Source organism: Phytohabitans maris, from assembly GCF_031085175.1.
Classification (GTDB): domain Bacteria; phylum Actinomycetota; class Actinomycetes; order Mycobacteriales; family Micromonosporaceae; genus Phytohabitans; species Phytohabitans maris.
The window spans coordinates 1-22,286 of the sequence record NZ_JAVHUY010000018.1; the positions used below are offsets into that span (position 1 = coordinate 1).

17 protein-coding genes and 1 pseudogene are annotated in these 22,286 nt (G+C 72.1%); 8 read left to right on the plus strand and 10 right to left on the minus strand.

Annotated features, from left to right (window positions below):
* Positions 1 to 706 precede the first annotated feature (706 nt).
* Positions 707 to 1,378: a DUF6082 family protein gene (locus RB614_RS20040; protein WP_308714093.1), complete on the minus strand. Its 672-nt coding sequence runs from the start codon at positions 1,376 to 1,378 to the stop codon at positions 707 to 709.
* A gap of 109 nt (positions 1,379 to 1,487) precedes the next feature.
* Between RB614_RS20040 and RB614_RS20045 the strand changes: the two genes are divergently transcribed.
* On the plus strand, positions 1,488 to 2,030 hold the full coding sequence (locus tag RB614_RS20045) for a helix-turn-helix domain-containing protein (RefSeq protein ID WP_308714094.1): 543 nt from the start codon (positions 1,488 to 1,490) through the stop codon (positions 2,028 to 2,030).
* A gap of 35 nt (positions 2,031 to 2,065) precedes the next feature.
* Positions 2,066 to 2,473, plus strand: a complete 408-nt coding sequence (locus RB614_RS20050) for a VOC family protein (RefSeq protein ID WP_308714095.1) — start codon at positions 2,066 to 2,068, stop codon at positions 2,471 to 2,473.
* 81 nt (positions 2,474 to 2,554) lie between these two features.
* Here the strand turns inward: RB614_RS20050 and RB614_RS20055 are convergent, their stop codons facing one another.
* Both RB614_RS20055 and RB614_RS20060 read right to left on the minus strand, forming a co-directional pair.
* Entirely contained in the window at positions 2,555 to 3,184 is a 630-nt protein-coding gene (locus RB614_RS20055) for an alpha-ketoglutarate-dependent dioxygenase AlkB (RefSeq protein WP_308714096.1), read from the minus strand.
* 18 nt (positions 3,185 to 3,202) lie between these two features.
* Positions 3,203 to 3,799 carry a TetR family transcriptional regulator C-terminal domain-containing protein gene (locus tag RB614_RS20060; protein ID WP_308714097.1) on the minus strand — a complete coding sequence of 199 codons (597 nt, stop codon included), beginning with the start codon at positions 3,797 to 3,799 and terminating at the stop codon, positions 3,203 to 3,205.
* A gap of 34 nt (positions 3,800 to 3,833) precedes the next feature.
* On the opposite strand from RB614_RS20060, the gene RB614_RS20065 reads away from it, so the two are divergent.
* Positions 3,834 to 4,319, plus strand: coding sequence for a GNAT family N-acetyltransferase (locus tag RB614_RS20065; protein WP_428983067.1), 486 nt, complete (start codon positions 3,834 to 3,836; stop codon positions 4,317 to 4,319).
* Positions 4,320 to 4,443: 124 nt separating this feature from the next.
* Here the strand turns inward: RB614_RS20065 and RB614_RS20070 are convergent, their stop codons facing one another.
* The 4 genes from RB614_RS20070 to RB614_RS20085 are packed head-to-tail and all read right to left on the minus strand — an operon-like array spanning position 4,444 to position 11,665.
* Positions 4,444 to 5,601: a VWA domain-containing protein gene (locus RB614_RS20070; protein ID WP_308714098.1), complete on the minus strand. Its 1,158-nt coding sequence runs from the start codon at positions 5,599 to 5,601 to the stop codon at positions 4,444 to 4,446.
* Positions 5,594 to 7,765 (minus strand): DUF5682 family protein, encoded by a 2,172-nt coding sequence (locus RB614_RS20075; protein WP_308714099.1) that lies wholly within the window; start codon positions 7,763 to 7,765, stop codon positions 5,594 to 5,596. Before RB614_RS20075 ends, RB614_RS20070 begins: the two co-directional genes overlap by 8 nt.
* Positions 7,758 to 8,819, minus strand: a complete 1,062-nt coding sequence (locus RB614_RS20080) for an ATP-binding protein (protein ID WP_308714100.1) — start codon at positions 8,817 to 8,819, stop codon at positions 7,758 to 7,760. The genes RB614_RS20075 and RB614_RS20080 overlap by 8 nt, the downstream gene beginning before the upstream one ends.
* Entirely contained in the window at positions 8,816 to 11,665 is a 2,850-nt protein-coding gene (locus RB614_RS20085) for an SWIM zinc finger family protein (protein WP_308714101.1), read from the minus strand. Before RB614_RS20085 ends, RB614_RS20080 begins: the two co-directional genes overlap by 4 nt.
* A gap of 200 nt (positions 11,666 to 11,865) precedes the next feature.
* Here RB614_RS20085 and RB614_RS20090 point away from each other — a divergent pair.
* The 4 genes and pseudogenes from RB614_RS20090 to RB614_RS20105 form a co-directional block, all read left to right on the plus strand.
* Positions 11,866 to 12,258 (plus strand): annotated as a pseudogene (locus RB614_RS20090) (DedA family protein); the annotation flags it as partial.
* Between the two features lie 286 nt (positions 12,259 to 12,544).
* Positions 12,545 to 14,866 carry an endopeptidase La gene (gene lon / locus RB614_RS20095; protein WP_308714102.1) on the plus strand — a complete coding sequence of 774 codons (2,322 nt, stop codon included), beginning with the start codon at positions 12,545 to 12,547 and terminating at the stop codon, positions 14,864 to 14,866.
* Between the two features lie 438 nt (positions 14,867 to 15,304).
* On the plus strand, positions 15,305 to 15,856 hold the full coding sequence (locus tag RB614_RS20100) for a DUF6230 family protein (protein WP_308714234.1): 552 nt from the start codon (positions 15,305 to 15,307) through the stop codon (positions 15,854 to 15,856).
* 79 nt (positions 15,857 to 15,935) lie between these two features.
* The gene (locus RB614_RS20105) at positions 15,936 to 17,369 is read left to right on the plus strand and encodes a DUF6114 domain-containing protein (RefSeq protein ID WP_308714103.1); all 1,434 of its coding nucleotides are present in this window, start codon (positions 15,936 to 15,938) and stop codon (positions 17,367 to 17,369) included.
* Between the two features lie 95 nt (positions 17,370 to 17,464).
* Here the strand turns inward: RB614_RS20105 and RB614_RS20110 are convergent, their stop codons facing one another.
* Complete coding sequence (locus RB614_RS20110) at positions 17,465 to 19,135, minus strand: DUF885 domain-containing protein (protein WP_308714104.1); 1,671 nt, start codon at positions 19,133 to 19,135, stop codon at positions 17,465 to 17,467.
* Between the two features lie 134 nt (positions 19,136 to 19,269).
* On the opposite strand from RB614_RS20110, the gene RB614_RS20115 reads away from it, so the two are divergent.
* Complete coding sequence (locus tag RB614_RS20115) at positions 19,270 to 20,241, plus strand: DMT family transporter (protein ID WP_308714105.1); 972 nt, start codon at positions 19,270 to 19,272, stop codon at positions 20,239 to 20,241.
* Here the strand turns inward: RB614_RS20115 and RB614_RS20120 are convergent.
* Both RB614_RS20120 and RB614_RS20125 read right to left on the minus strand, forming a co-directional pair.
* Entirely contained in the window at positions 20,189 to 21,268 is a 1,080-nt protein-coding gene (locus RB614_RS20120; protein WP_308714106.1) for a PHP domain-containing protein, read from the minus strand. The two genes, RB614_RS20115 and RB614_RS20120, sit on opposite strands and share 53 nt — an antisense overlap.
* Positions 21,269 to 21,277: 9 nt before the next feature.
* Positions 21,278 to 22,258: a DUF4034 domain-containing protein gene (locus tag RB614_RS20125; protein WP_308714107.1), complete on the minus strand. Its 981-nt coding sequence runs from the start codon at positions 22,256 to 22,258 to the stop codon at positions 21,278 to 21,280.
* Positions 22,259 to 22,286 lie beyond the last annotated feature (28 nt).

Sequence of the window (22,286 nt, forward strand, 5' to 3'; positions counted from 1 at the left end):
TGGAAGTACGTTATGGCGGCCTCATAACGTACTTCCAGTACCGCTGAGCAGAGACTCGGTCCTCGATCGGCGGCCAGTGCCGCCCTGACGCCTCGGGCGGGCCGGTCGGGGCCGGGTGGGTTGCGGTCGCCAGGCGTGGAGGCTGAGGCTGCGGGAGCAACGGTCCGGACCCAACGCCCGGTCAGCTTAAGTTGATCAAGTCGGCCGACGGTACGTCCCGGGCGACCGCGGCGATCCTATGATCGACACTTCGGTCGGGATCGTCCCAGCAGATCGTGGTACGGATCGGCCCGCCTGGGGGCACCTGCGTACCACGATCTCGACGTCCGCCCGGTGCTGTCCTTGATCGATCGCGGCCCGGCTCGGGCCGGTCAACAGCCTGACGCTGCTGAGCGTGCCCAGCTCACGGCCTTGATCGAATCAGTGTGAGTGGCGTTGGGTCCGGACCGCGACGGGCATCGCGGTAGCTCATACCTTGGAATAGATCGTCTAGACCAACTTCCAGACAGAGATTTGAGCTACCGCGATGTCCGTGGTGGTCCGGGCCGTTGCGCGGGGTCCCGGGGGAAACGTGGAGCGCAGCGGAGCGTTTTCTTGGGGTGCGTTCCCGCGGCCTCACCCTCTGCGGTTCACAACCTTGACGCGGATGGCCGGCGCCGCGCCGGTAACGCAAGATGGTGAGAAATGGCCCGCCTCGCCGCGGTGGTCATGGCTGGCGCGGCCACCCGGACGACTTCGATCGTCTGCGCTTGGCCCGGCTGCTCTTCGGGTCAAGCGGGGTCGCGAGGTTCATGGGCGGCTCGTAGGAACGGGAGGGCGGGCCACTTTCGACAGCCCGCCGGTACTCGTCCGCGATCATTTGGTAGAAGGCGCGCTCGCGACGGCGGCGTGAGTGTGAGCGCCATGCTCCGAATATCCTCCAATACTCGCGTGACACTTCGCTCTCGAAGGATGCGCGTATGTAGGCACGGACCTGCTGATCGCCAATTTGGCGTTGCTCCCACGCGTACGACCAGACCGTAAGCATCATGTTGACGTAGTAGAAGAGCCGCTCATCCATGTCGGGAGGCGTTACCCGAGGGCCCCAGCACTGGGCATAGACGGGATCGTCCATGGCCATCTGGACGATATTTGTCGTGTACTCTCGCTGCAACCACAGGCGTTCGTGGCTCATCTGCTTTCGCTGGATCAGCGTGGACGTCGCCGCCACAAACAACGTGACGATACCTGCGGCCATCCAGTCTTGATCTCCGCTGTCCAAGCCAAGGTGTGGTGCGGGTAAAACGACGGCACCTACAAAGGCGGCTGCGGACAAGACCGCGAGTAGTGCTGCGATCTTTCCTGAGTGTGCGGTGAATCCGGCTTTGGAAACATGCATCTCGGGCCCCTGTCTGGTCGCTCAGGCTGTCCCTATGGTGATGCTCAAAAGCAATCGCCGCCTGTGGCGATTTCTTGGAGGAAGATCGCGGGCGTGGTGTGATGGCGGCGTGAGCCGTGCTGTCGAGGAGACCAACCGCCGGATGTTGCGGGCTCGCGACGCCATGGACCGGGCCTACGCGCAGCCGCTCGACGTCCCGGCGCTCGCTCGCCTCGCCCATGTATCCGAGGGGCATTTCATCCGGACGTTTCGGGCCACCTTCGGCGAGACGCCGCACCGCTACCTGCAACGGCGGCGGGTGGAGCGGTCGATGTTCCTGCTCCGCGAGACCGACCGCTCGGTCACCGACATCTGCTACGCGGTGGGGTTCACCAGCCTGGGCACGTTCAGCCGGACCTTTCGCGACATCGTCGGGCAGTCGCCGTCGCTGTACCGGCGGACCGCGGTGAACGTGCCGGTGCCCACCTGCTTCACCCGGACCTGGATGCGACCCGCGACGCCGGCGGGGCCAGCGACGCCGGCAGCACCCGCGACGCCAGCAGGGCCAGCGACGCCAGCAGGGCCAGCGACGCCAGCAGGACCCGGCACGCCGGCGGGATCCGCTACGACGGTGCGAACCGCGACCTGGATGGGACCCGTCAGTTTTGGATAAGACTCGCCGGCGGCGGTGGCACTAGCGTCACCGGCATGTTGAACGCGACCGCGATGTCCTCAATCTTCGTACTCGACCAGGATCAGGCCCTCAACTTCTACGTGGGCACGCTCGGGCTGGAGGTCAACACCGACCAGGATCTGGGCTTCATGCGCTGGCTCACCGTAAACGTGCCCGGGCAGCCGGACCGCACGATCCTGCTGGAGCGGCCCGGCCCGCCCTCGATGGACGAGGCGACCGCCGAGCGGGTGCGTGAGCTGGTCACAAAGGGTGCGGCCGGCGGGTGGCTGGGCTTCGACACCGACGACGCGCACCGGACGTACGAGGAGTTGAAGGCGAAGGGCGTGGACTTCACCGACGAGCCGACCGAGCGGCCGTACGGGACCGACTTCGGCCTGCGCGACCCGTTCGGCAACGCGATCCGTATCGTGCAGCGACGCTAAGGAGTCCTGCCGGCAGCCGGTGGAGGGGCGGCAGACCGGGACGTCCCCGCGAGCGAGGCCGTGGGGAAGCAGCCAAGGACGTCAGGAAACGCCCGCCGGGCGGAACTGGACGCTCACGCGGGGGCCGACCGGCCTGGCGGTCTTGGGCACGGCATGCTCCCACGTGCGCTGGCACGAGCCGCCCATGACGACCAGGTCGCCGTGGCCGAGCGGAAACCGGATGCTGGCACCGCCGCCACGGGGGCGGAGGAGCAGCGGCCGGGCCGTGCCGAACGAGACGATCGCGACCATCGTGTCGAAGCGGGACGAGCGGCCGTTGGTGTCGCCGTGCCAGGCGACGCTGTCGCGGCCGGTGCGGTAGAGGCACATCCCGGCCGTGACGAAGGGCTCGCCCAGCTCGGCCGCATAGTGGGCGGTGAGGCCCTCGCGGGCCTGCTCCAGCAGCGGGTCGGGGAGCGGGTCACCCTCGCCGTACCAGCACAGGAGGCGGGGCACGTCCACCTCCCGCTCATACATCTCGCGGCGCTCGGCCCGCCACGGCACGTCGTGCAGCAGCGTGTCGAGCAGCAGGTCGGAGCCGCGCACCCAGCCGGGGAGGTGGTCGACCCAGGCGCCGCGGGTCAGCTGGTGGCGCCGCACCTGGCCGGCGAGGGGGCCGAGGCTGGCCCGCTCGGCGAGGTCGAGCATCGAGGGCTGGTGTGCGACTTCCATACCCGCACCATACGCCGCTTAGTACACGCGTGCTAACCCGTACGCGGCCAGCGTGTCGTCCAGCACCCGCTCCTGGACGGCGGGCGGATAGCCGGCCGGATCGCCCGAGCCGAGCGCGGCGGCCCCCTCCACCAGCGCGATCAGGGTGGAGGCCACGGCCGCCGCGCGCTCGGCGGACCAGTCGGGCGCGGCGGCGGCGACCAGGCGGGTGATGCGCTGCCGCCACGCCTGGTTGTTCGCACGGTGTTGGGCGATCAACTCGTCATCGGCCACCGCCGCGGCGAGGAAGCCCACCCAGACGGTGCTCTCGGTGCGCAGCTCGTCATCGAGCGAGAGGCCCTGCCGGAGCACCGCGCGCAACGCCTCCCGCGGCGTCGCCGACGAGGCCTCCAGCGCCTCGACCCGGGCCCGGGTCCGCTCGTGCAGCAGGCGCCGGGCGTGCAGGAGCAGCGCGCGGCGGTGCGGAAAGCGGTGCATGACCAGGCCGGTCGTGCATCCGGCGGCGGCGGCGACCGCGCGGATCGTCAGGCGCTCCAGGCCCTGGTGGGCGAGCACGTCCCAGACCGCGCGAGAGAGCAGCGCCTCCTGCGCGGGTCGATCGGCCGTTCGTGCCATAGGCGTAACCGTAACGCATGTTACCGTAACGTTCGTGACGGGAAACGACGCGCGGTGGACGATCGAGGCGCGGCAGTGGGACGACCCCGCCGGCACCGCCCTCCGCAAGGAGCAGCGGGTCGAGCTCGACGCCCGATACGGCAGCGACGACCACGAGCCCGGGCCGCTGCCGTCGGCCGCCGACATCGACCACTTCCTCGTCGCGGTCGACCCGGCCAGCGGCGTGGCGCTCGGCTGCGGCGCCCTGCGCCGGCTCGACGCCACGAGCGCCGAGGTCAAGCGGATGTACGTGGTGCCACACTCCCGTGGCACCGGCGTGGCGACCGCCCTGCTCCGCGCGCTCGAAGCGGCCGCGGTCGAGCGCGGCTGGACGACGATCCGCCTGGAGACCGGCACCGCGCAGCCGGACGCGCAGCGCTTTTACGCGCGCGAGGGCTACACCCCGATCCCCCAGTTCGGCGTCTACATCGGATCGCCGGTTTCGCTCTGTTACGAGCGAAAGCTCAAGACAGAGATCTGAGCTACCGCGACGTCCGCGGTGGTCCGGACCGTTGCGCGGGGTCCCCGGGGAAACGTGGAGCGCAGCGGAGCGTTTTCTTGGGGTGCATTTCCCGCGGCCTTACTCTCCGCGGTCCATAGAAAGATCAGCGCGCCGCGAACCGCTCGGCGAACGCGCGCAGGTCACGGCGCTCGATCGCGGCGGCCATCAGCTCGGGAAACGCGTCCGGCGTACAGGCGAAGGCCGGCACGCCCAGCGACGCCAGTGCGGCCGCGTTGTCGTGGTCGTACGCCGGCGCGCCCTCGTCCGAGAGCGCGAGCAGCACCACCACCTGCACGCCCGCCTCCACCAGCGCGGCGACCCGGCGCAGCATCTCGGCCCGGACACCGCCTTCGTACAGGTCGCTGATCAGCACGAAGATGCTGTCTCGGGGCCGGGTCACCAGCTCCTGGCAGTACGCGATCGCCCGGTTGATGTCGGTGCCGCCGCCGAGCTGGGTGCCGAAGAGCACCTCGACCGGGTCGTGCAGCTGGTCGGTCAGGTCGACGACCGCGGTGTCGAAGACCACCAGTGACGTGCGCAGCGACCGCATCGAGGCGAGTACCGCCGCGAACACTCCTGAGTAGACGACCGAGGCGGCCATCGAGCCGGACTGGTCGACGCAGAGGATCACGTCACGCTGCACGGCGGTGGTGCGCCGCCCGTACCCGACGAGGCGCTCGGGCACGACGGTGCGGTACTCAGGCTGGTAGTGCTTGAGGTTGGCCCGGATCGTGCGGTCCCAGTCGATGTCGGCGTGGCGCGGGCGGTTGATCCGGGTGGCGCGGTTGAGGGCGCCGGTCACGGCGGCCTTGGTCTTGTCGGCGATGCGCCGTTCGAGGTCGTCGACGACCTTGCGCACCACCTGGCGTGCGACGTCCTTGGTCTGGTCGGGCATGACCCGGTTGAGCGAGAGGAGCGTGCCGACCAGGTGGACGTCGGGCTCGACCGCGTCGAGCATCTCGGGTTCGAGCAGCAGGCTGGTGAGGTTGAGCCGCTCGATCGCGTCGGACTGCATGATCTGCACGACCGTGCTCGGGAAGTACTCGCGGATGTCGCCCAGCCAGCGCGCGACCTGAGGCGCGGAGGCGCCGAGCCCGGCCGAGCGCCGACGCCCACCCTCAAGGGAGCCGTCTGCCGCGCCGGAGTCGTAGAGCGCGGCCAGTGCCGCGTCCATGGCCGCCTCGTTGCCGCCGAGCTCGCCCAGCGACTCTTCGGCCGCACCCCCGAGCACCAGCCGCCACCGGCGCGAACGCTCATCCATGCCGGATCTCCCGCCCGAGCAATGTAGACAGTGTGGGAAGTACGAGGGCGGCCCGGTCCTGGTCGAGGCGGGCCACCACCGGCTCGGAAGCGGACACGCCGCCGCGCACCCGCTCGCCGATCGAACGCCGCTCCGGCGGGGCGAACGTGCCGAACGTACGGCGCAGCAGCGGCAGCACGTCGGTGAACGAGTCGGCCGCCACCGCCGAGAGCCACTCGTCCACAAGGGACAGCAGGGCCGCGTCGTGCACGAGCAGCAGGCCGCCGCCGGCGAGGAACCCCTCGACCCAGTGCGCCGCTCGCGCCGGCGGTGTGCCCGCGGTCAGCACCAGCCCCATCCGGCGCCGGGTCTCGGCGGCGTCGAGGCGGCCGGCGTCGTACAGCAGGCGGGTCAGCCGCCCGGTGACCAGGCCGTGGATCTGGTCGGAGCCGGCGAGCCCGCCGAGCGTGTCGAGCCACCGCTCCCGCATCTCCGGCTGGTCGAGCAGTCCGAGCGAGCTGTGGACCGCGTCGATGTGGGTGCGCAGCGAAGCGGCCGCCTCGTCGGAGAGGGACGCGACCGCGCCGGGCAGGCCGACACAGATGCGCACCAGCAGCCCCTCGGTGACGGTACGCAGGGCGCTCACGTCGGTGCCCCGCACGTCGCCGTACCGGAGTGTGCGGGCCAGCGGCGGCACCGCGCCCATCAGGTGGGCCACGTCGGTGTCGAGCGCGGCCCGGGTGTCGAGCGCGCGGAGCACGGCCGGCGTGGCGTCGGGCAGGTCGGCGAGCAGGCAGACCTCGACCAGCGGCGTCACCTCGGCCAGCGTCTCGGCGGCGCGGGCGGCTTCGGTGACCTTGGCCGTGGCCGCGCTCGGCACCGTCGTGCCGTAGCCACCCGCCTCGACCACCGCCACCGCAAACTCCGGCAGCCACCGCAGCCGCCACTCCTCGCGAAACGTCCCCTTGCCCCGGCTGCCGCCCAGCGGCTCGCCCCACGGGATGCCGAGCAGCCGTAGCCGGTGCAGCAGCTGGCTGCGGGCCAGGTCGATCTTGCGGCGCAGGTCGAGGTCGAGGGCGCGTTCGAGGGCCTCGGCCTTGAGGCGGAGGCTGCGCTGCTGCGCGGCCAGGTCGCGGGCGAGCGGCACCGCGGGCATGTCGTCGGGCACCTCGCCGAGGCGCTCGCTCACCACCAGCCGCCGGCCGATCAGCTCGACGCGCAGCTCGTCGCCGTCGCAGAGCACCGCCCGGGTCGCCTCGGTCAGCTCGGCGAGCCCGGCCAGCGGGCGGCCCCGCAGCGTGGCAAGCGCCTCGGTCAGCCGGACCGCCTCGATGACGTGCGCGGACGAGGTCGGCACACCCTCGTCGCGGAGGACGCCGGCGGCCGCCACCAGCCAGCGGGTGACCACCTCGTCGGGCGCGGTGAAGAGATGGTGGTACCAGCCCGGCGAGCGGACGCCCGCGCCGTAGCCCTGCCAGGAGGCAAGCCGCCCGTACGTCCACGGCACCCAGGTGAACGTGACCTTGGTCTTCTTCCGCCCCTTGAGCAGCGCGGTGTCGTGGGCCGCGGTCACCTTGGCGGTCAGCGCCGGCACGTGCCACGCACCGCAGACCACCGCCACGTTCTCGTGCGACCTGCGCACCTCGCGGAGGACACCGCGCATGTACGCCTCGCGTACCAGATCCTCCGGATCCTCCTCGGCCTCGGCGCGGATCGCGGACATTGCCTCGCCGATGGCCTCGAAAGCCGGGGCGCCGCGATGCTCGACCACGTCTTCCCACCAGCGCTCGGGGTCGTCGTAGCCGGCGGCCCGGGCCAGCTCACCGATCGGGTCGGCCGGCCGCTCGGGCCGCTGGGCCTCCTCGTCGCGGGAGAGCCGGTAGGCGTATGGAAGATCGAAAAACCGCACTGGTACGCCGTGCGCGCCCGCCCACCGCATCGCCTGCCACTCCGGGGAGAAGACGGCGAACGGCCAGTACGCGGCCTGTCGCGGATCGTCGGCCGCGTACCCGAGCAGGGCCACCGGCGGCTCCAGCCGCTCGTCGGCGACCCACCGCACCAGCTCGTCGGCCTCGGGCGGCCCCTCGATGAGCAGCACGTCGGGGCGCTGCTCGTCGAGCGCCCGCAGCACCGCCCGGGCCGAGCCGGGCCCGTGGTGCCGTACGCCGTAGAAGTGCTCAGGCATCGCGCGCGGCGCGGTAGAAGGCGGACCAGCCGTCGCGCTCGCGTACGACCGTCTCCAGGTACTCCCGCCACACCACCGGGTCGGTCGTCGGGTCCTTCACCACGGCGCCCACGATGCCCGAGGCGACGTCGCGCGGCCGGAGCGTACCGTCGCCGAAGTGCGCGGCCAGCGCCCAACCGTTCGTGATCACGGAGATCGCCTCGGCGGTGGAGAGCGTGCCGGTGGGCGACTTGAGCTTGGTGCGGCCGTCTTCGGTGAGTCCGGTGCGCAGCTCGCGGAAGACCGTCACCACGCGACGGATCTCCTCCAGCGCCGGCGGCACCTCGGGCAGCTCCAGCGAGCGGCCGAGCTGCGCCACCCGGCGGGCCACGATGTCGACCTCTTCGTCGGCGCTGGCCGGCACCGGCAGCACCACCGTGTTGAACCGGCGGCGCAGCGCGCTGGAGAGCTCGTTGACGCCGCGGTCGCGGTCGTTGGCGGTGGCGATGATGTTGAAGCCCTTGACCGCCTGCACCTCGCCGCCAAGCTCCGGGATCGGCAGCGTCTTTTCCGACAGGATCGTGATCAGCGTGTCCTGCACGTCGGAGGGGACGCGGGTCAGCTCTTCCACCCGGGCGATGCCGCCGCTCTCCATCGCGCGCATCACCGGGCTCGACACGAGCGCCGCCGGCGAGGGGCCTTCGGCGAGCAGGCGGGCGTAGTTCCAGCCGTACCGGATCGCCTCTTCGGCCGTGCCGGCGGTGCCCTGCACCAGCAGCGTAGAGTCGCCGGAGATCGCCGCCGCGAGGTGCTCGGAGACCCAGGTCTTGGCCGTGCCGGGCACGCCGAGCAGCAGCAGCGCCCGGTCGGTGGCGAGCGTGGCCACCGCGACCTCCATGAGCCGGCGCGGCCCGACGTACTTGGGTGTGATCTTGCCGCCGTCGCCGAGCAGGTAGGTCACCACCGCCTGCGGCGACAGCCGCCACCCGGGCGGGCGGGACCGGTCGTCCTCGGCGGCGAGCGCGGCCAGCTCGTCGGCGAACAGCTGCTCGGCGTGCGGTCGCATTACCGTCATCGAAGCTCCTCGTACATCTCGCGGCGGAAGGTCAGTGCGGAGGCCAACTGCGCGACGGCGATGGCCTGGCGGGTCGGTGGGTCGGTGGCGTGCAGCGCCTCGGCGAGCGCGGCGACGCGGTCGGCGAAGCGCACCGGCATCGACGGGGCGGCGGTGCGGCACAGCTCGCCGATGTGCCACGCGTGGCGCTCGCCGCCGGCCAGCACCTTGATCGCGTCGAGCACCGCGACCGCGAGGTCGTCGGGCCAGGGACCGGTCTGCATGGCGAGCAGCCGGTGCGCCCGGATCGGGTCGCGGCCGAGCGCGCGGGCCGCGTACCGAGCCAGCTCGTCCGGGGGCAGCGCCTCGTAGAGCTGGGCGGTCAGCGCCTCGTCGTACGGCTCGAGGTCTTTGTTGACCGGGCGGGACATCTCGTCGGCCAGCTCGGTGACCCACGCCGGGTCGCGCTGCACCACCGCGGCCCGCGCGAGTCCCTTGTGGAGGGTGGACCCCCAGTCGTCCGCCACCGGCAGGGCGAGCACCCGGTCGGCAGGGCGCTCGAACGCGGTGGTCCAGGTGTCGAGCGGCGTGCGCGCCAGGATCTCTTCCAGGAGCCAGGCCTGCGGCCCGATGCCCCGTGCCGGCTTGGCCTGTACACCATCCCGGCGCATGCTGACGTCACACTCACCCGGCGGCGTGACCACCAGCCGGTCCCGCCCCAGCGCGCGCCGCTCGATCCGGACGCAGGCCAGCGCCCGCTCGGCCATCCGCTGGCGCAGCGCCGAGCCGGGCAGGGCGGAGAGCAGGTCGGCCGCGACCGACCGGACCTCTTTGCGCCGGTCGTCGAGCGCCCGCTCCAGCAGCGGCTCGTCGCCCCGGCCGAGCCCGGTGGCGAGGGCGCCGAGCAGCCGGGCCCGGTCGTCCGGGTCTTCGGCGTCGAACGTCTCGCTGAGCAGCGCGAGGCCGGCGGCCGGATCGGCGGCGCGCAGGGCGGTCAGGTAGGCGAGGCGCTGGCCCGGGGTGCCGGTCGCCCAGTCTTGCGGGTCGGGGTCGGCGGCCGCCTCGGTCAGCAGGTATCGCCAGTCGGCCCGGCGGGTCGCGAGCCAGCTCGCCCGGCGGCCGGCCACGGACGCGAGCGCCGGCCGCAGCGCGGTGCGCCGCCGACCCGTGTCGAGCAGGGCGGGCAGCAGCTCGGGCGGCACCCGGTAGCCGAGGTCGGCCGCGTGGGCGAGCCAGTCGCCGAGCAGGCCGAGGGCCACTTCGGTGCCGCCCGGCACGCCGCCGTCGCTGAGCAGCAGGGTGAGGCGGTGGGCCGCGGCGGCCGGCACCTGCGGGCTGGTCTCTTCCGGCGCGGGCTCGATCGGCACCCGGTCGGGCACCGGGCTGACACCGGCCCGGGCGTACGCCAGCGCGACCGCGGCGCCCTCCAGCAGCCCGGCCGGCCCCGCGCCGTCGAGCAGCACCCCGCCGATGGCACCTCCGGAGTACGGCCGGCGCTCGGTGCCGACGAGCGCGGCGGAGAGGAGGTCGGGCGGGAGCAGCGGGCCGCGCCGGTCGCCGGTGGGGCCGATCGGCGCCGGGACGAACCGCCCGTCCGGCCAGGCGGCGAGCGGGCGGAAGCCACCCGGGCCGTACTCCCCGGCGATCGTCGCCGGCCGGCCACCGCTCGCCGCGAGCAGCCACCAGGGCTGGTCGTGCCCGGCGCTGAGCGGGAGCGCGTCGCCGGCCCTGTCGACGACGTGCCCGTCGTCGGTGAGCGTCACGCCGCCGAGCAGCATCGGCACGTTTTCGCACCACGGCTCGGCCGCGACCGCCGCGGACCAGCCGGCGAGCGCCGCCGCCACGCCGACCGCACCGGCCGGTGCCTGCTCCGGCTGGCGGACCGCGTGTCGCTGCGCGACCAACGCCCGCATCGGGAGGTTTCCCGGATGCCAGCACAGGTCGGCGTCGAGGATCATGCCGGGCACCGCGTCGGCCGGGAACGCCTGCCCGATCGGCACGAACGTGAGCAGCAGCGCGAACCGCCCCGACTCCTCGCCGTGCAGCCAGGTGCGCCGGGTCGCGAGCCGCTCGTCGGCGAGGTCGACCTGGCCCAGCACGTACCACCGGTCGCGCACTCGCGGGCCGGCCAGCACCTCCTCGCTGGGGACCGGTATGCCGACCCGGGACCGCACGGTGGCGGCCAGTGGCGCGGGCAGCTCACCGAGCCGGCCGTACGCCGCGACGAGCAGGCGCAGCAGGGCCAGCTCGCCGAGGAGCCGGTCGGCCCAGTGCTGGCCGACCCCGGCGACCCGGCCGAGCCGGCGCACGGCGTTGGCCGCGCCGGGTGCTTGCGCGTCGACCAGGCGGGCGGCCATCGCCTCGTACGGCCCGTAGCCGGAGCGCTCGGCGCCGGCCAGCCCGTGGGCGACCTGGTCGGTGAGCCAGCGGTCGAGCTCGTCCAGGCCGGCCGTGATCCGGTCGGCGCGCTGCTCGGCCCGCTTGCGGGCGGCCGCCTCGTCGGGTGGGCCTTTCGGGGCGGCGGCTGGGCGGGACCGGGATGAACGGGCCGCGCGCCACTCGGCGACCCAGTCGGGTGCCGCTGCGTCGGGCGCGCCGCCCGCCGCCCACATCAGCATCAGGCCGAGCGCGTGCTTGCAGGGAAACTTGCGGCTCGGGCAGGAGCACCGGTACGCCGGCTCGGTCAGGTCGACACAGGCCTGGTATGGATGCTTGCCGCTGCCCCGGCACAGCCCCCAGAGCACGTCGCCGTCACGCCCCGCGGCCTCCCACTTGGTGGCCGCGCTGACCCCCTGGGCCGCGCGCGAGGAGCTGGCATCCGGGGCGAGTGCGAGCACCTGCGCGGTGCTCCACCGTTCGATCGGCACCGCAGCAATCTATTGCCCCCGTGCGACATCTCAGGGGGCCACCCCGAGATCGTCTCAGGGGCGGATCAGGGGGCCGCTCCGGGCTGCGGCCCTGATGTGCGGATATAGATGCGCCCATAGCGTCTATTGGCATGACGGAGTGGCTGGGGTGGGTCGCGGAGCTGCCAACGGCGGTATTCACCGCCGCGCTGAGCGTGATCATGGTGCTCGACGCGATTCCTCTGGTGGGCATCCTGGTGCCGAGCGACGTGGTGGTGCTGACCGCGCTCGGCGCGCGCGGGCCGCTCGGTGGGGGCAGCGTATTCCTGGCCATCGTGCTTGGCTGCCTGGCCGGCTGGTCGCTCGTCTTCCTCGCCGGGCGGCACCTCGGCGACCAGGTGCGCGGCAGCCGGGTCGGGCGCTGGATCGGCGAGTCGCGGTGGGCGGCGGCCGAGCGGGCGCTGCGCCTCGAAGGTACCCGGATGGTCATGGTCGCCCCGTTCCTGCCCGTCCTGAACACGCTGGTCCCGCTCGCCGCCGGTGGGCTCCGGATGCCGTACCGCCGGTTTCTCCGCTCGGCCACCGTCGGCGCCGCGCTGTGGGGCGGCCTCTACGTCGGCCTCGGCCTCTTCGGCCAGGCGGTCGGCGGCGCGCTCGGCGGTACGACGACCACGATGGCGGCAACGATCGCGATAGGCCTGGCGTTCGGATGGGTGGCCCTCTACGGCGCCCGCAGGCGCCTGGCGCTGGCCGGCCCGGACGCGGTGCTGGCCGGCCCGGACGCGGTGGCGGAGGCGGGGTCGGATGTGGCGGCGGTCACAAATGATGTACTGGTTGGAACAGAGTGCACCCTTCGTAACTTGAGTCGGAGTAGCTCAACTCAAGAACGGGGCGCACCTCATGACGACACTTCCGGTTCTGCCATTGACCGACGCGGTGCTGCTGCCCGGCATGGTCATCCCGGTGACACTCGACACGACGACGCAGTCCGCGATCGACGCCGCCCGTACGTCGGCCGGCAAGAAGCTGCTGGCCGTGCCGCGGCTCGACGGCGAGTACGGCTCGGTTGGCACGATCGCGACGATAGAGAAGGTGGGTCGACTCCCCACCGGCGAGCCCGCGGCGGTGATCCGTGGTCTCGCGCGGGCGCGCATCGGCTCCGGCGTGCCCGGACCCGGCGCGGCCCTCTGGGTCGAGGCCGCGGAGTTGGCCGAGGAGCCGCCCTCCGGTAAGGCCAAGGAGCTGGCCCGCGAGTACAAGGCGCTGGTCACCTCGCTCCTGCAGCGCCGGGGCGCATGGCAGGTCATCGACGCCGTGGAGCGGATGACCGACCTTTCCGAGCTGGCCGACTCGGCCGGCTACGCCCCCTGGCTCGCCAACGAACAGAAGGTCGAACTGCTGGCGGCCACCGACGTGACCGCCCGGCTGGAGCTGCTCGTCGGCTGGGTGCGCGAGACGATCGCCGAGCAGGAGGTCACCGAGCAGATCAACGAGGACGTCCGCGAAGGGCTGGAGAAGTCGCAGCGGGAGTTCCTGCTACGCCAGCAGCTCGCCGCGATCCGCAAGGAGCTCGGTGAGGAGGAGCCGGACGGCTCCGCCGACTACCGTTCCCGGGTCGAGGCCGCCGCCCTCCCCGAGAAGGTGCACAAGGCCGCGCTCGCCGAGGTCAACAAGCTCGAACGGGCCAGCGACCAGTCGCCGGAGGCGGGCTGGATCCGCACCTGGCTGGACACCGTGCTCGACATGCCGTGGAACACCCGTACCGAGGACAACACCGACCTCGGCGCGGCCCGGTCCGTGCTCGACGCCGACCACGCCGGACTCTCCGACGTGAAGGACCGCATCCTGGAGTACCTGGCGGTGCGCAACCGCCGCGCCTCCCGTGGCCTGCACGTGGTCGGCGGCCGTGGCTCGGGTGCCGTGCTGGCCCTCGCCGGCCCGCCCGGTGTCGGCAAGACCAGCCTCGGCGAGTCCGTCGCCCGGGCGCTGGGGCGCAAGTTCGTCCGGGTCTCGCTCGGCGGCATCCGGGACGAGGCGGAGATCCGCGGCCACCGGCGCACGTACGTCGGCGCGCTGCCCGGCCGGATCGTCCGGGCGCTGCGCGAGGCCGGTTCGATGAACCCGGTCGTGCTGCTCGACGAGGTCGACAAGCTGAGCGTCGGCTTCGCCGGCGACCCGGCCGCGGCCCTGCTCGAGGTGCTCGACCCGGCGCAGAACCACACGTTCCGCGACCACTACCTCGAGGTCGACCTGGACCTGTCCGACGTGCTGTTCCTCGCCACGGCCAACGTGATCGAGACCATCCCGGGTCCGCTGCTGGACCGCATGGAGCTGGTCGCGCTCGACGGCTACACCGAGGAGGAGAAGGTCGCCATCGCCCGTGACCACCTGCTCCCGCGACAGCTGGAGCGGGCCGGCCTGACCACCGACGAGGTCACGATCGCCGACGAGGCGCTGCGCGAGATCGCCGCCGCGCACACCCGCGAGGCGGGGGTACGGCAGCTGGAGCGCGCGCTGGCCAAGGTGCTGCGCAAGGTCGCGGTCGCCCTGGCCGGCGGTGGCGAGCCGATCCGGGTGGACGCGGGCAACCTGGTCAAGTACCTGGGCCGGCCGCGGTTCACGCCGGAGTCGGCGGAGCGTACGGCCGTGCCGGGCGTGGCGACCGGGCTCGCGGTGACCGGTGCCGGTGGCGACGTCCTCTTCATCGAGGCCACCGCCATGGAGGGCGAGCCGGGGCTGACCCTGACCGGCCAGCTCGGCGACGTCATGAAGGAGTCGGCGCAGATCGCGCTCTCGTACCTGCGCTCGCACGGCGCGGAGCTCGGCATCGACGCGGCCTCGCTGGCCAAGCGCCGGACCCACGTGCACTTCCCGGCCGGGGCGGTGCCGAAGGACGGCCCGAGCGCGGGCATCACGATGGTGACGGCGCTCGCGTCGCTCGCCTCGGGACGCCCGGTGCGCCCGGAGGTCGGCATGACCGGCGAGGTCACGCTGGCCGGGCGGGTGCTCCCGATCGGTGGTGTGAAGCAGAAGCTGCTCGCCGCGCACCGGGCCGGGCTGACCGACGTGATCATCCCGGCGCGCAACGAGCCCGACCTCGACGACGTGCCGGAGGCGGTGCGCGAGGCGCTCACCATCCACACCGTCGGTGAGGTGGCCGACGTGCTGGAGCTGGCCCTGCGGCCGGCGGAGGAGCGGGCTCCCGCACTCGCCGCCGCCTGACGAATCCCTTTGCAGACCCCGCTCCACGGTTACGGCCGTGGGGCGGGGTCGCTGTCGTTACGGAATCGTAACTACGGGGTGGCTCGGCTACGACCCGTGAGCGTCATGGCAGTTGGTAACCGGTTAGGGCCGATTTGTCATTACGCCGCTCGTACTAATGGGTGACGAGGAGTGACAAGCCAGGAACGAGCGTCACACGATCGTGTTACCAACCGGTAGCAAGGGGGTTGTGACGCGCGTCGCTTCGCGAGAGCATCGGCTCCGCGCTTGCTACCGGCCGGTAATGGCCAGGAAACAGCCCTCAACGCGTACCCCACGCTCCCATCCGTCGCCGGGGCTTCCGTCGCGCCGGTGACACCCATCGAGGAGGACCTTGTGAAGGATCCGCAAGGCCACCTGGTGCAGGGGCGCACCAGGTGGCGGCGCTTCGCCGCGTTGATGATCCCCGCGACCGCGGTCGCCGGGGCCATCGTCTTCGGTATGGCCAATGGCGCGATCGCCGCGTCGTTCGCCGTGTCGGGCCAGACGTTCAAGGTCTCCGCCAGCAAGCTGGACGGCGAGGGCTTCACGCAGTACGGCGGGATGGTGACCGAGAAGTCGAGCGGGAAGACGCACCCGGTCGCGGTCTCCGGCATCGCCAGCGCCAAGCTCTACGACCTGTGCCAGTCGGTCAAGGTGCCCAACCTCCCGGTGGTGCTCACCATCAACGCGGGTGGCGGCGGCGACCCCGCGACCGCCACCGACCTCCTCCTCGACATCGAGCGGCTCGAAGGCGACGCCACGTTCACCAACATCGACATCGGCGTGGACGAGACCGACATCGGCGGCCAGCGCGCGGGCGGCTTCGGCCAGCGTTCGGAGAAGGTCGTCATCACCGACCTCAAGCAGGTCGCGTGGTCGACCACCGCCGGCACGTTTACGCTGAAGGGCCTGAAGCTGAAGGTCAACGTCGGCGCCGACGCCAAGGAATGCTTCGTCACCACCGATTAGCCGCCACGAGGCCCGCGGAGGGACCGCCTTCGCGGGCCTCGTTCTGGCTTGCCGTCGTATCTCGCCATTGGAGGAGTTGGTGACTTCCGCGACGCCGCAGCATGCCCGGACGAACGTGCTGGTCCGGGGCTGGCGGGCCTTCCGCGTGTGGCGGCGGACCCGGCCCTTCTGGGGCGGCCTCTTCACGATCCTCTCCGGCCTGGAGATCTTCGCGACGACCCAGGGAAGCCTCGGCGGCCTGACGTTTCAGATGGGCCCGACCGGCTTCCTCTCCTGGCTGATCCCGACCATCCTGGTCGCCTGCGGGCTGCTGATGTGGGCCACGCCAGGGCAGCGCCTCTTCTACGCGATCGTCGCCGCGATGACGGCCGTCTTCTCGCTCATCGGCGTCAACCTGGGTGGCTTCCTCCTCGGCCTGCTGCTCGGCATGGTCGGGAGCGCGCTCGGCTTCGCGTGGACCCCGATCGCGCCGCCGCCGCCCGAGGCCGGCCCCGAGGAGCCGGACGCGGAGAACCGGCCGGAGCCAGGCGACCAGACCACAGTGGACACCCTGTTGGACGGACCCGAGGTGCCGCCGCAGCGCGACCACCGGCACGAGTCCGATGTGGACGCGACGACCGAGATCCCCACCCAGCGGCCCGGCCCCGGGCGGTCCCCGCTCTACGCGATCACCGTCGTGCTGCTGAGCCTGGCGGTGGCCGGGGTGACGCTGCACGGCGGGACTCCGGCGCACGCGGCGCCGTGCCAGACCGAGGCGCCGTCCGGTGCGCCCACGCCGACGCCGTCCGGCACTCCCACGCCGGCACCCGAGGGCGAGGAGGACGACGGCGGCAACATCATCACCGACATCCTCGAAGGCATCGGCGACCTGTTCGGCATCGGCGGCGACCGGGAAGAGGCACCGGCTGCGGAGGCGGCACCGACGCCGACCCCGAGCGGCACCCAGACCCCGGCCGCCCCCGCCGGGCCGACTCCCACGCCAAGCTGCCCACCGGCGAACGGCGGAACCGCGCCCGGCGGCGCTCAGCCCGGCGGCGAAGAGGACGGGGAGCGGCCGGCCGTCACCCGGGTGCTGCCCCCACCCGCCGACATCAAGGCGATCAACCGCATCCCGTCGATCATGACGGGCTCCAAGCTGACGAACTACAACCTGGAGTACCACGGGGTGACCGACCTACCACTGGACGGCGGCGGCACGATGAAGGTGCTCTGGTTCAACATGACCAAGGCGGTGACGGAAAACTTCGAGCTGAAGCCCGCCGTCCCGAACGACCGCCGCATGTCCATCAAGGCGTTTCCGCTGACGGTCGAGGGGAGCGTACGGTTCTTCACGCCGCGCTTCACCGGCAAGCTGCTCGGCCTCGACCAGGTCTACACGCCGGCTTCGCCACCGCCGCTGATCCCGGGCATCCCGGTGCCGGTGCTGCCGATCGTCTTCACCGACGTGGAGATCCAGCTCGCGTACGTCGACTGCAGGACGCTCACCGCGGACGGCCTGATCAACACCCCCTGACGCCGACCAGCGCCCTCCCAAAGGCGTTCAAAGAGACCCAATTCAAAATCTCAGATCCGGGCTACCGCGACGGGCGTCGCGGTAGCTCGGAATGTCTAGAGGCGCGACATCGCGGCCTTGAACGGGTCGAGGCCGAGCGAGCCGAGGTTGAGCGCGTCGCGGTGAAACTCCTTGAGGTCGAAGTCCGCACCCTTGCGCGCCTTGGCCTCTTCGCGGGCCTGGAGCCAGATGCGCTCGCCCACCTTGTACGCCGGGGCCTGGCCGGGCCAGCCGAGGTAGCGGTTGAGCTCGAAGCGCAGGTTTTCGTCCGGCACCCGGCAGTGCGCGCGCATGAACTCCCAGCCCAGCTCCGGCGTCCAGCGCTCGCCCGGGTGGAAGTCGAACGGGTTGTCGCGCGGGATCTCCAGCTCCAGGTGCATGCCGATGTCGACGATCACGCGGCCGGCCCGGAACGCCTGGCCGTCGAGCATGCCGAGCTTGTCGCCCGGGTCCTCCAGGTAGCCGAGGTCGTCCATGAGCCGCTCGGAGTAGAGGGCCCAGCCCTCACCGTGCCCTGACGACCAGCTCAGCAGCCGCTGCCAGCGGTTGAGCAGCTCGGCCCGGACCAGCGTCTGGGCGATCTGCAGGTGGTGGCCGGGCACGCCCTCGTGGTAGACGGTCGTGACCTCGCGCCAGGTGGAGAACGCGGTGATGCCCTGCGGCACCGCCCACCACATGCGGCCGGGGCGCGAGAAGTCTTCGCTCGGCGCGGTGTAGTAGATGCCGCCGTCGCTGGTCGGCGCCAGGCAGCACTCGATCCGGCGGACCGGCTCGGGGATGTCGAAGTGGGTGCCGTGCAGGTCGACGAGGGCCTTGTCGGCCAGCGCCTGCATCCAGTCGCGGAACGCCTCCTTGCCCTCGATCCGGCGGGACGGGTCGGCGTCCAGCGCGGTGACGGCGTCGTCGATCGAGGCGCCCGGGCCGGCGATCCGGGCGGAGACCGCGCGCATGTCGGACTCCAGGCGGGCCAGCTCGTCGAAGCCCCAGGCGTACGTCTCGTCGAGGTCGACCCGGGCGCCCAGGAAGTAGCGGGAGGCGAGCTGGTACCGCTCGCGGCCGGCGGCCTGCTTTTCCCGGCCCAGCGGCGCCATGGTCTTGCGCAGGAACTCACCGAACTCGGCGGTCGCGGCGGTGGCCGCGGCGGCGCCCCGGTCGAGCTCGGCGGCGAGGGTGTCGCCAGCGTCGAGCCGGTCGGCCAGGCCGTGGAAGAAGTTGTCGCGCTCCGGGTCGGTCCAGCTGTCGCACTGCTTGGCGACCTCGATCATCTGGGCCTGCGGGCTCGCGTGCCCGGCCTCGGCGGCCTGCAGGAGCGTCACCTTGTACTGCTCGAGGGCGGCCGGGAACTGGCTGAGGCGGGCCGCGATGTTGGCGACCGCCTCCTCGCCCTCGGTCGGCATCAGGTCGAAGACCATGCGCAGGCCGTGCAGCGAGCTGGCGATCACGTTGAGCTCGCTGGTCACCTCGCCCGCGTCGTACCGCTCGAGCTCCAGGCCGAGCCGCTCGACCATCGCCTCCTTCGCGACGCGCTCGGGTTCGGTCGCCGGCTCGGTCGCCTCGATCGCGGCCAATGTGCGGCGGGTCAGGTCTGCTTGGGCCGCGAACCCGTCTGGCGAGAGGTCGTCCAGCCGATCGTCGTGGCCTTTGATGCCGGCATAGGTGGCGCCGGTCGGATTGAGGGTGGCCCACTCGTCTACGTAGCGGTCCGCGAGGTCATCGATTCGTCCCACGGTGGAAAACCTTACGGGAGAGCAGTGTGACACGCCCGTTCATTGCCACTGCCCGAATCGGTGCCGCGTGACGGCCATCACCAGGTCCGAAATGCGCGCGACTTTCGTCGTACCCCTCCGGCAAAGTGTCAGGGGTGTCCGCCGCTTCCGCTCCTGACCGGCTCGACCTGCGCGCCTTCCTGCCGGGCTACCTCGCCCTGGCGGTGATCTGGGGTGCCAGCTTCCTCTTCATCAAGGTCGGCGTGCGCGAGCTGCACCCGCTCTACCTCACCCTCTTCCGGGTCGGCACGGGCACGCTGACGCTCCTCGTCGTGCTCGCGGTCATGCGCGTGCGGCTGCCCCGCGATCCGAAGCTCTGGGCCCACCTCAGCGTGGTCGGCGCGATCGGCGTGGCGCTGCCGTTCACACTCTTCGGCTTTGGCGAGGAGCGGGTCTCGTCGGTGCTCGCCGGCATCTGGAACGCGACCACCCCGCTGATCGCGCTGCCGATGGCGGTGTTCGCGTTTCGCACCGAGCGGCTGACCACCCGGGGCGCTGTGGGCGTCGGGATCGGCTTCGCCGGCGTGCTGACCGTGCTGGGCGTGTGGCAGGGCGTCGGCGGCTCCCACCTGACCGGCCAGCTCATGTGCTTCGGCGCGGCAGCCTGCTACGGACTCGGCATCCCGTACACGAAGCGGTTCGTCGCGGGCCGGTCGGAGTCGGGCGTCGCGCTCTCCGCGGCCCAGCTGCTCACCGCGACCGTGCAGCTGGCGATCGTGACACCGTTGCTGGTCGGCGCGCCGCCGGCCCCGACCGACCTCTCGCTCGACGTGATCGGCAGCGTGCTCGCGCTGGGCGCGCTCGGCACCGGCCTGGCCTTCGTGATCAACATGCGCAACATCCGGCTCGCCGGGGCCAGCACCGCGTCGACCGTGACCTACCTGATCCCGATCGCGGCCACGGTGATCGGCGTGCTCGCCCTCGACGAGCGGCTTTCCTGGTACCAGCCGGTCGGCGCGCTCATCGTGCTCGCCGGTGTGGCGGTGTCGCAGGGCCTGCTGCGCCGGCGGCCGGTCACCCGTGCGAGCGAGCCCATTCGACAACCTGCTCGGCAGGCCAGCTATTGATCACGTGCTGGGGGAGCACGCCGCAGAGCGCCGCCCGCTCGCAGCCGAAGCGCTGCCAGTCGAGCTGACCCGGCGCGTGCGCGTCGGTGTCGATGGCGAACGAGCAGCCGGCCTCCAGAGCCTTTCGGATCAGGCGTTTCGGCGGGTCCTGGCGCTCCGGCCGTGAGTTGATCTCGACGGCCTTGCCGTGCTCGGCGCAGGCGGCGAAGACCGCGTCGGCGTCGAACTGGCTCTCCGGCCGCCCGGAACGGCTCGCCCGGCGGTGGCCCTTGTCGCCCTCGCCCTCGGCGCCCTTCGGCCGCTTGGTGACCATCCGGCCGGTGCAGTGGCCGAGGATGTCGAGGTGCGGGTTGGCGATCGCGGTCAGCATCCGCCGGGTCATCTTGGCGCTCTCGTCGCGCAGGTTGCTGTGCACCGAGCCCACCACCACGTCGAGCTGGGCCAGCAGCTCCTCGTCCTGGTCGAGCGAGCCGTCGGCGAGGATGTCGACCTCGATGCCGGTGAGGATGCGAAAGCCCTCGGGCAGCGCCTCGTTGACCGCCGCCACGTACTCGATCTGCTTGTGCAGCCGCCCGGCGGTCAGGCCGCGGGCCACGGTCAGGCTGGGTGAGTGGTCGGTCAGCACCATGTACTCGTGGCCGAGCTCGACCGCGGCGAGCGCCATCTCCTCGATCGGCGAACCGCCGTCGGACCACTCCGAGTGGGTGTGGCAGTCGCCGCGCAGGGCCTGCCGCAGGCGGCTGGCCGCGTCGTCGAGGTCGACGCCCTCGGTGGCGAGCAGGCGGCGCAGGTACACCGGCTCCTCGCCGGCCAGCGACTCGGTCACGCAGCGCGCGGTCACGTCGCCGACGCCGGAGAGCTTGGTCAGCGTGCCCTCCGCGGCGCGGCTGGCCACCTCTTCGGCGGGCAGCGCGGCGAGCGCCTTGGCGGCCGAGCGAAACGCGCGCACGCGGTAGGTCGCCTCGTTGGCCCGCTCCAGCAGGAACGCGATGCGCCGCAGGTCGGCGACCGGGTCACGGGTGATCACGCCCCGAACCTACCGTCCCGCCCCGCGCGCGCTCAGGTAGTGCTCGACCGGGTCGCCGCCGCCCATGTAGTGCCACGGGTGGTCGGTGATGTACGCGTCGCCGATCAGCCGGAACTGGTCCGCCGCGGCCGGTACGTCGCCGGACTGCCAGAACGCGAAGGCGAACGAGTTGTGCAGCCTCGGCCAGCCCGGGCGCGGCTGGTACGCCGGGTGCCAGATCGACCGCTCCGCCGCGGCCCGGATCTCGGCGCCCACCTCGGGGCGCTGCATGTACGCCACGTCTTCGCCGCTGGGCAGGTCGAGCCACATCTCGATGTGCGCCTCGACCAGCCCGCCGTGCAGTTGCGAGCCGGGCGGCGCGTACCCGGAGGTCTGCCGGGCGAAGCCGAACATCTGCTCGTGGCTGCCGAACCACTTGCGGCACAGGTACTGCTGCATCGCGCCGTGCGCCCACTTGTGCAGCGGGTGGCGCTTGACCACCTCCTGGAAGCGGCGCTGCTGCTCCTCCAGGTCGACCTGGCGGCCGACGCCCGAGGTGAGCAGGAACGCGCGGGCGGTGGTGTCGTACGGGTCGCGGTCGACCACCTCGTCGAGGCAGTTTTCGGCGAACCGCAGCCGCTTGAAGAACAGGTCGAACTGATCCCGCTGGGTCTGCTCGGCCCGGGCCGCGCCACGCGCCTCCCAGGCCCAGAAGACGCCGTGCGCGCCCTGCACCAGCAGCGGCAACGTGGACTGCGGCTCGGCCGCCACCCACTCGCCGATCCACTCCTGGACGCCGCTGACGTCCGCGCAGACCGAGATGTAGAAGGCGTGGTCGTCCGGGTCGCGCACGGATTGCAGGAAGCCGCGCGCGGAGGGCCAGTCGCGCCGCTCCAGCGCGGTGATCAGCTGGCGTGCGGCCGGGTCGCGCTGAGCCTTGTCGATGGCTGGCCGTGGCTGTCCGCTCGGCTGCTGGGCGTGGGCCGGCCGTTTCCTGGAAAACAGTCCCATCGGTTCTTTCCCCCGTCTCGATGACCCT

Bases quoted from the DNA above. Each gene is read 5' to 3' on its own strand.
- RB614_RS20055 (WP_308714096.1), bottom strand. From the start codon at position 3,184: ATGGAAGTCGCACACCAGCCCTCGATGCTCGACCTCGCCGAGCGGGCC.
- RB614_RS20075 (WP_308714099.1), bottom strand. From the start codon at position 7,765: ATGCCTGAGCACTTCTACGGCGTACGGCACCACGGGCCCGGCTCGGCC.
- lon (WP_308714102.1), top strand. From the start codon at position 12,545: ATGACGACACTTCCGGTTCTGCCATTGACCGACGCGGTGCTGCTGCCC.
- RB614_RS20125 (WP_308714107.1), bottom strand. From the start codon at position 22,258: ATGGGACTGTTTTCCAGGAAACGGCCGGCCCACGCCCAGCAGCCGAGC.
- RB614_RS20080 (WP_308714100.1), bottom strand. From the start codon at position 8,819: ATGACGGTAATGCGACCGCACGCCGAGCAGCTGTTCGCCGACGAGCTG.
- RB614_RS20050 (WP_308714095.1), top strand. From the start codon at position 2,066: ATGTTGAACGCGACCGCGATGTCCTCAATCTTCGTACTCGACCAGGAT.
- RB614_RS20070 (WP_308714098.1), bottom strand. From the start codon at position 5,601: ATGGATGAGCGTTCGCGCCGGTGGCGGCTGGTGCTCGGGGGTGCGGCC.
- RB614_RS20100 (WP_308714234.1), top strand. From the start codon at position 15,305: ATGATCCCCGCGACCGCGGTCGCCGGGGCCATCGTCTTCGGTATGGCC.
- RB614_RS20060 (WP_308714097.1), bottom strand. From the start codon at position 3,799: ATGGCACGAACGGCCGATCGACCCGCGCAGGAGGCGCTGCTCTCTCGC.
- RB614_RS20040 (WP_308714093.1), bottom strand. From the start codon at position 1,378: ATGCATGTTTCCAAAGCCGGATTCACCGCACACTCAGGAAAGATCGCA.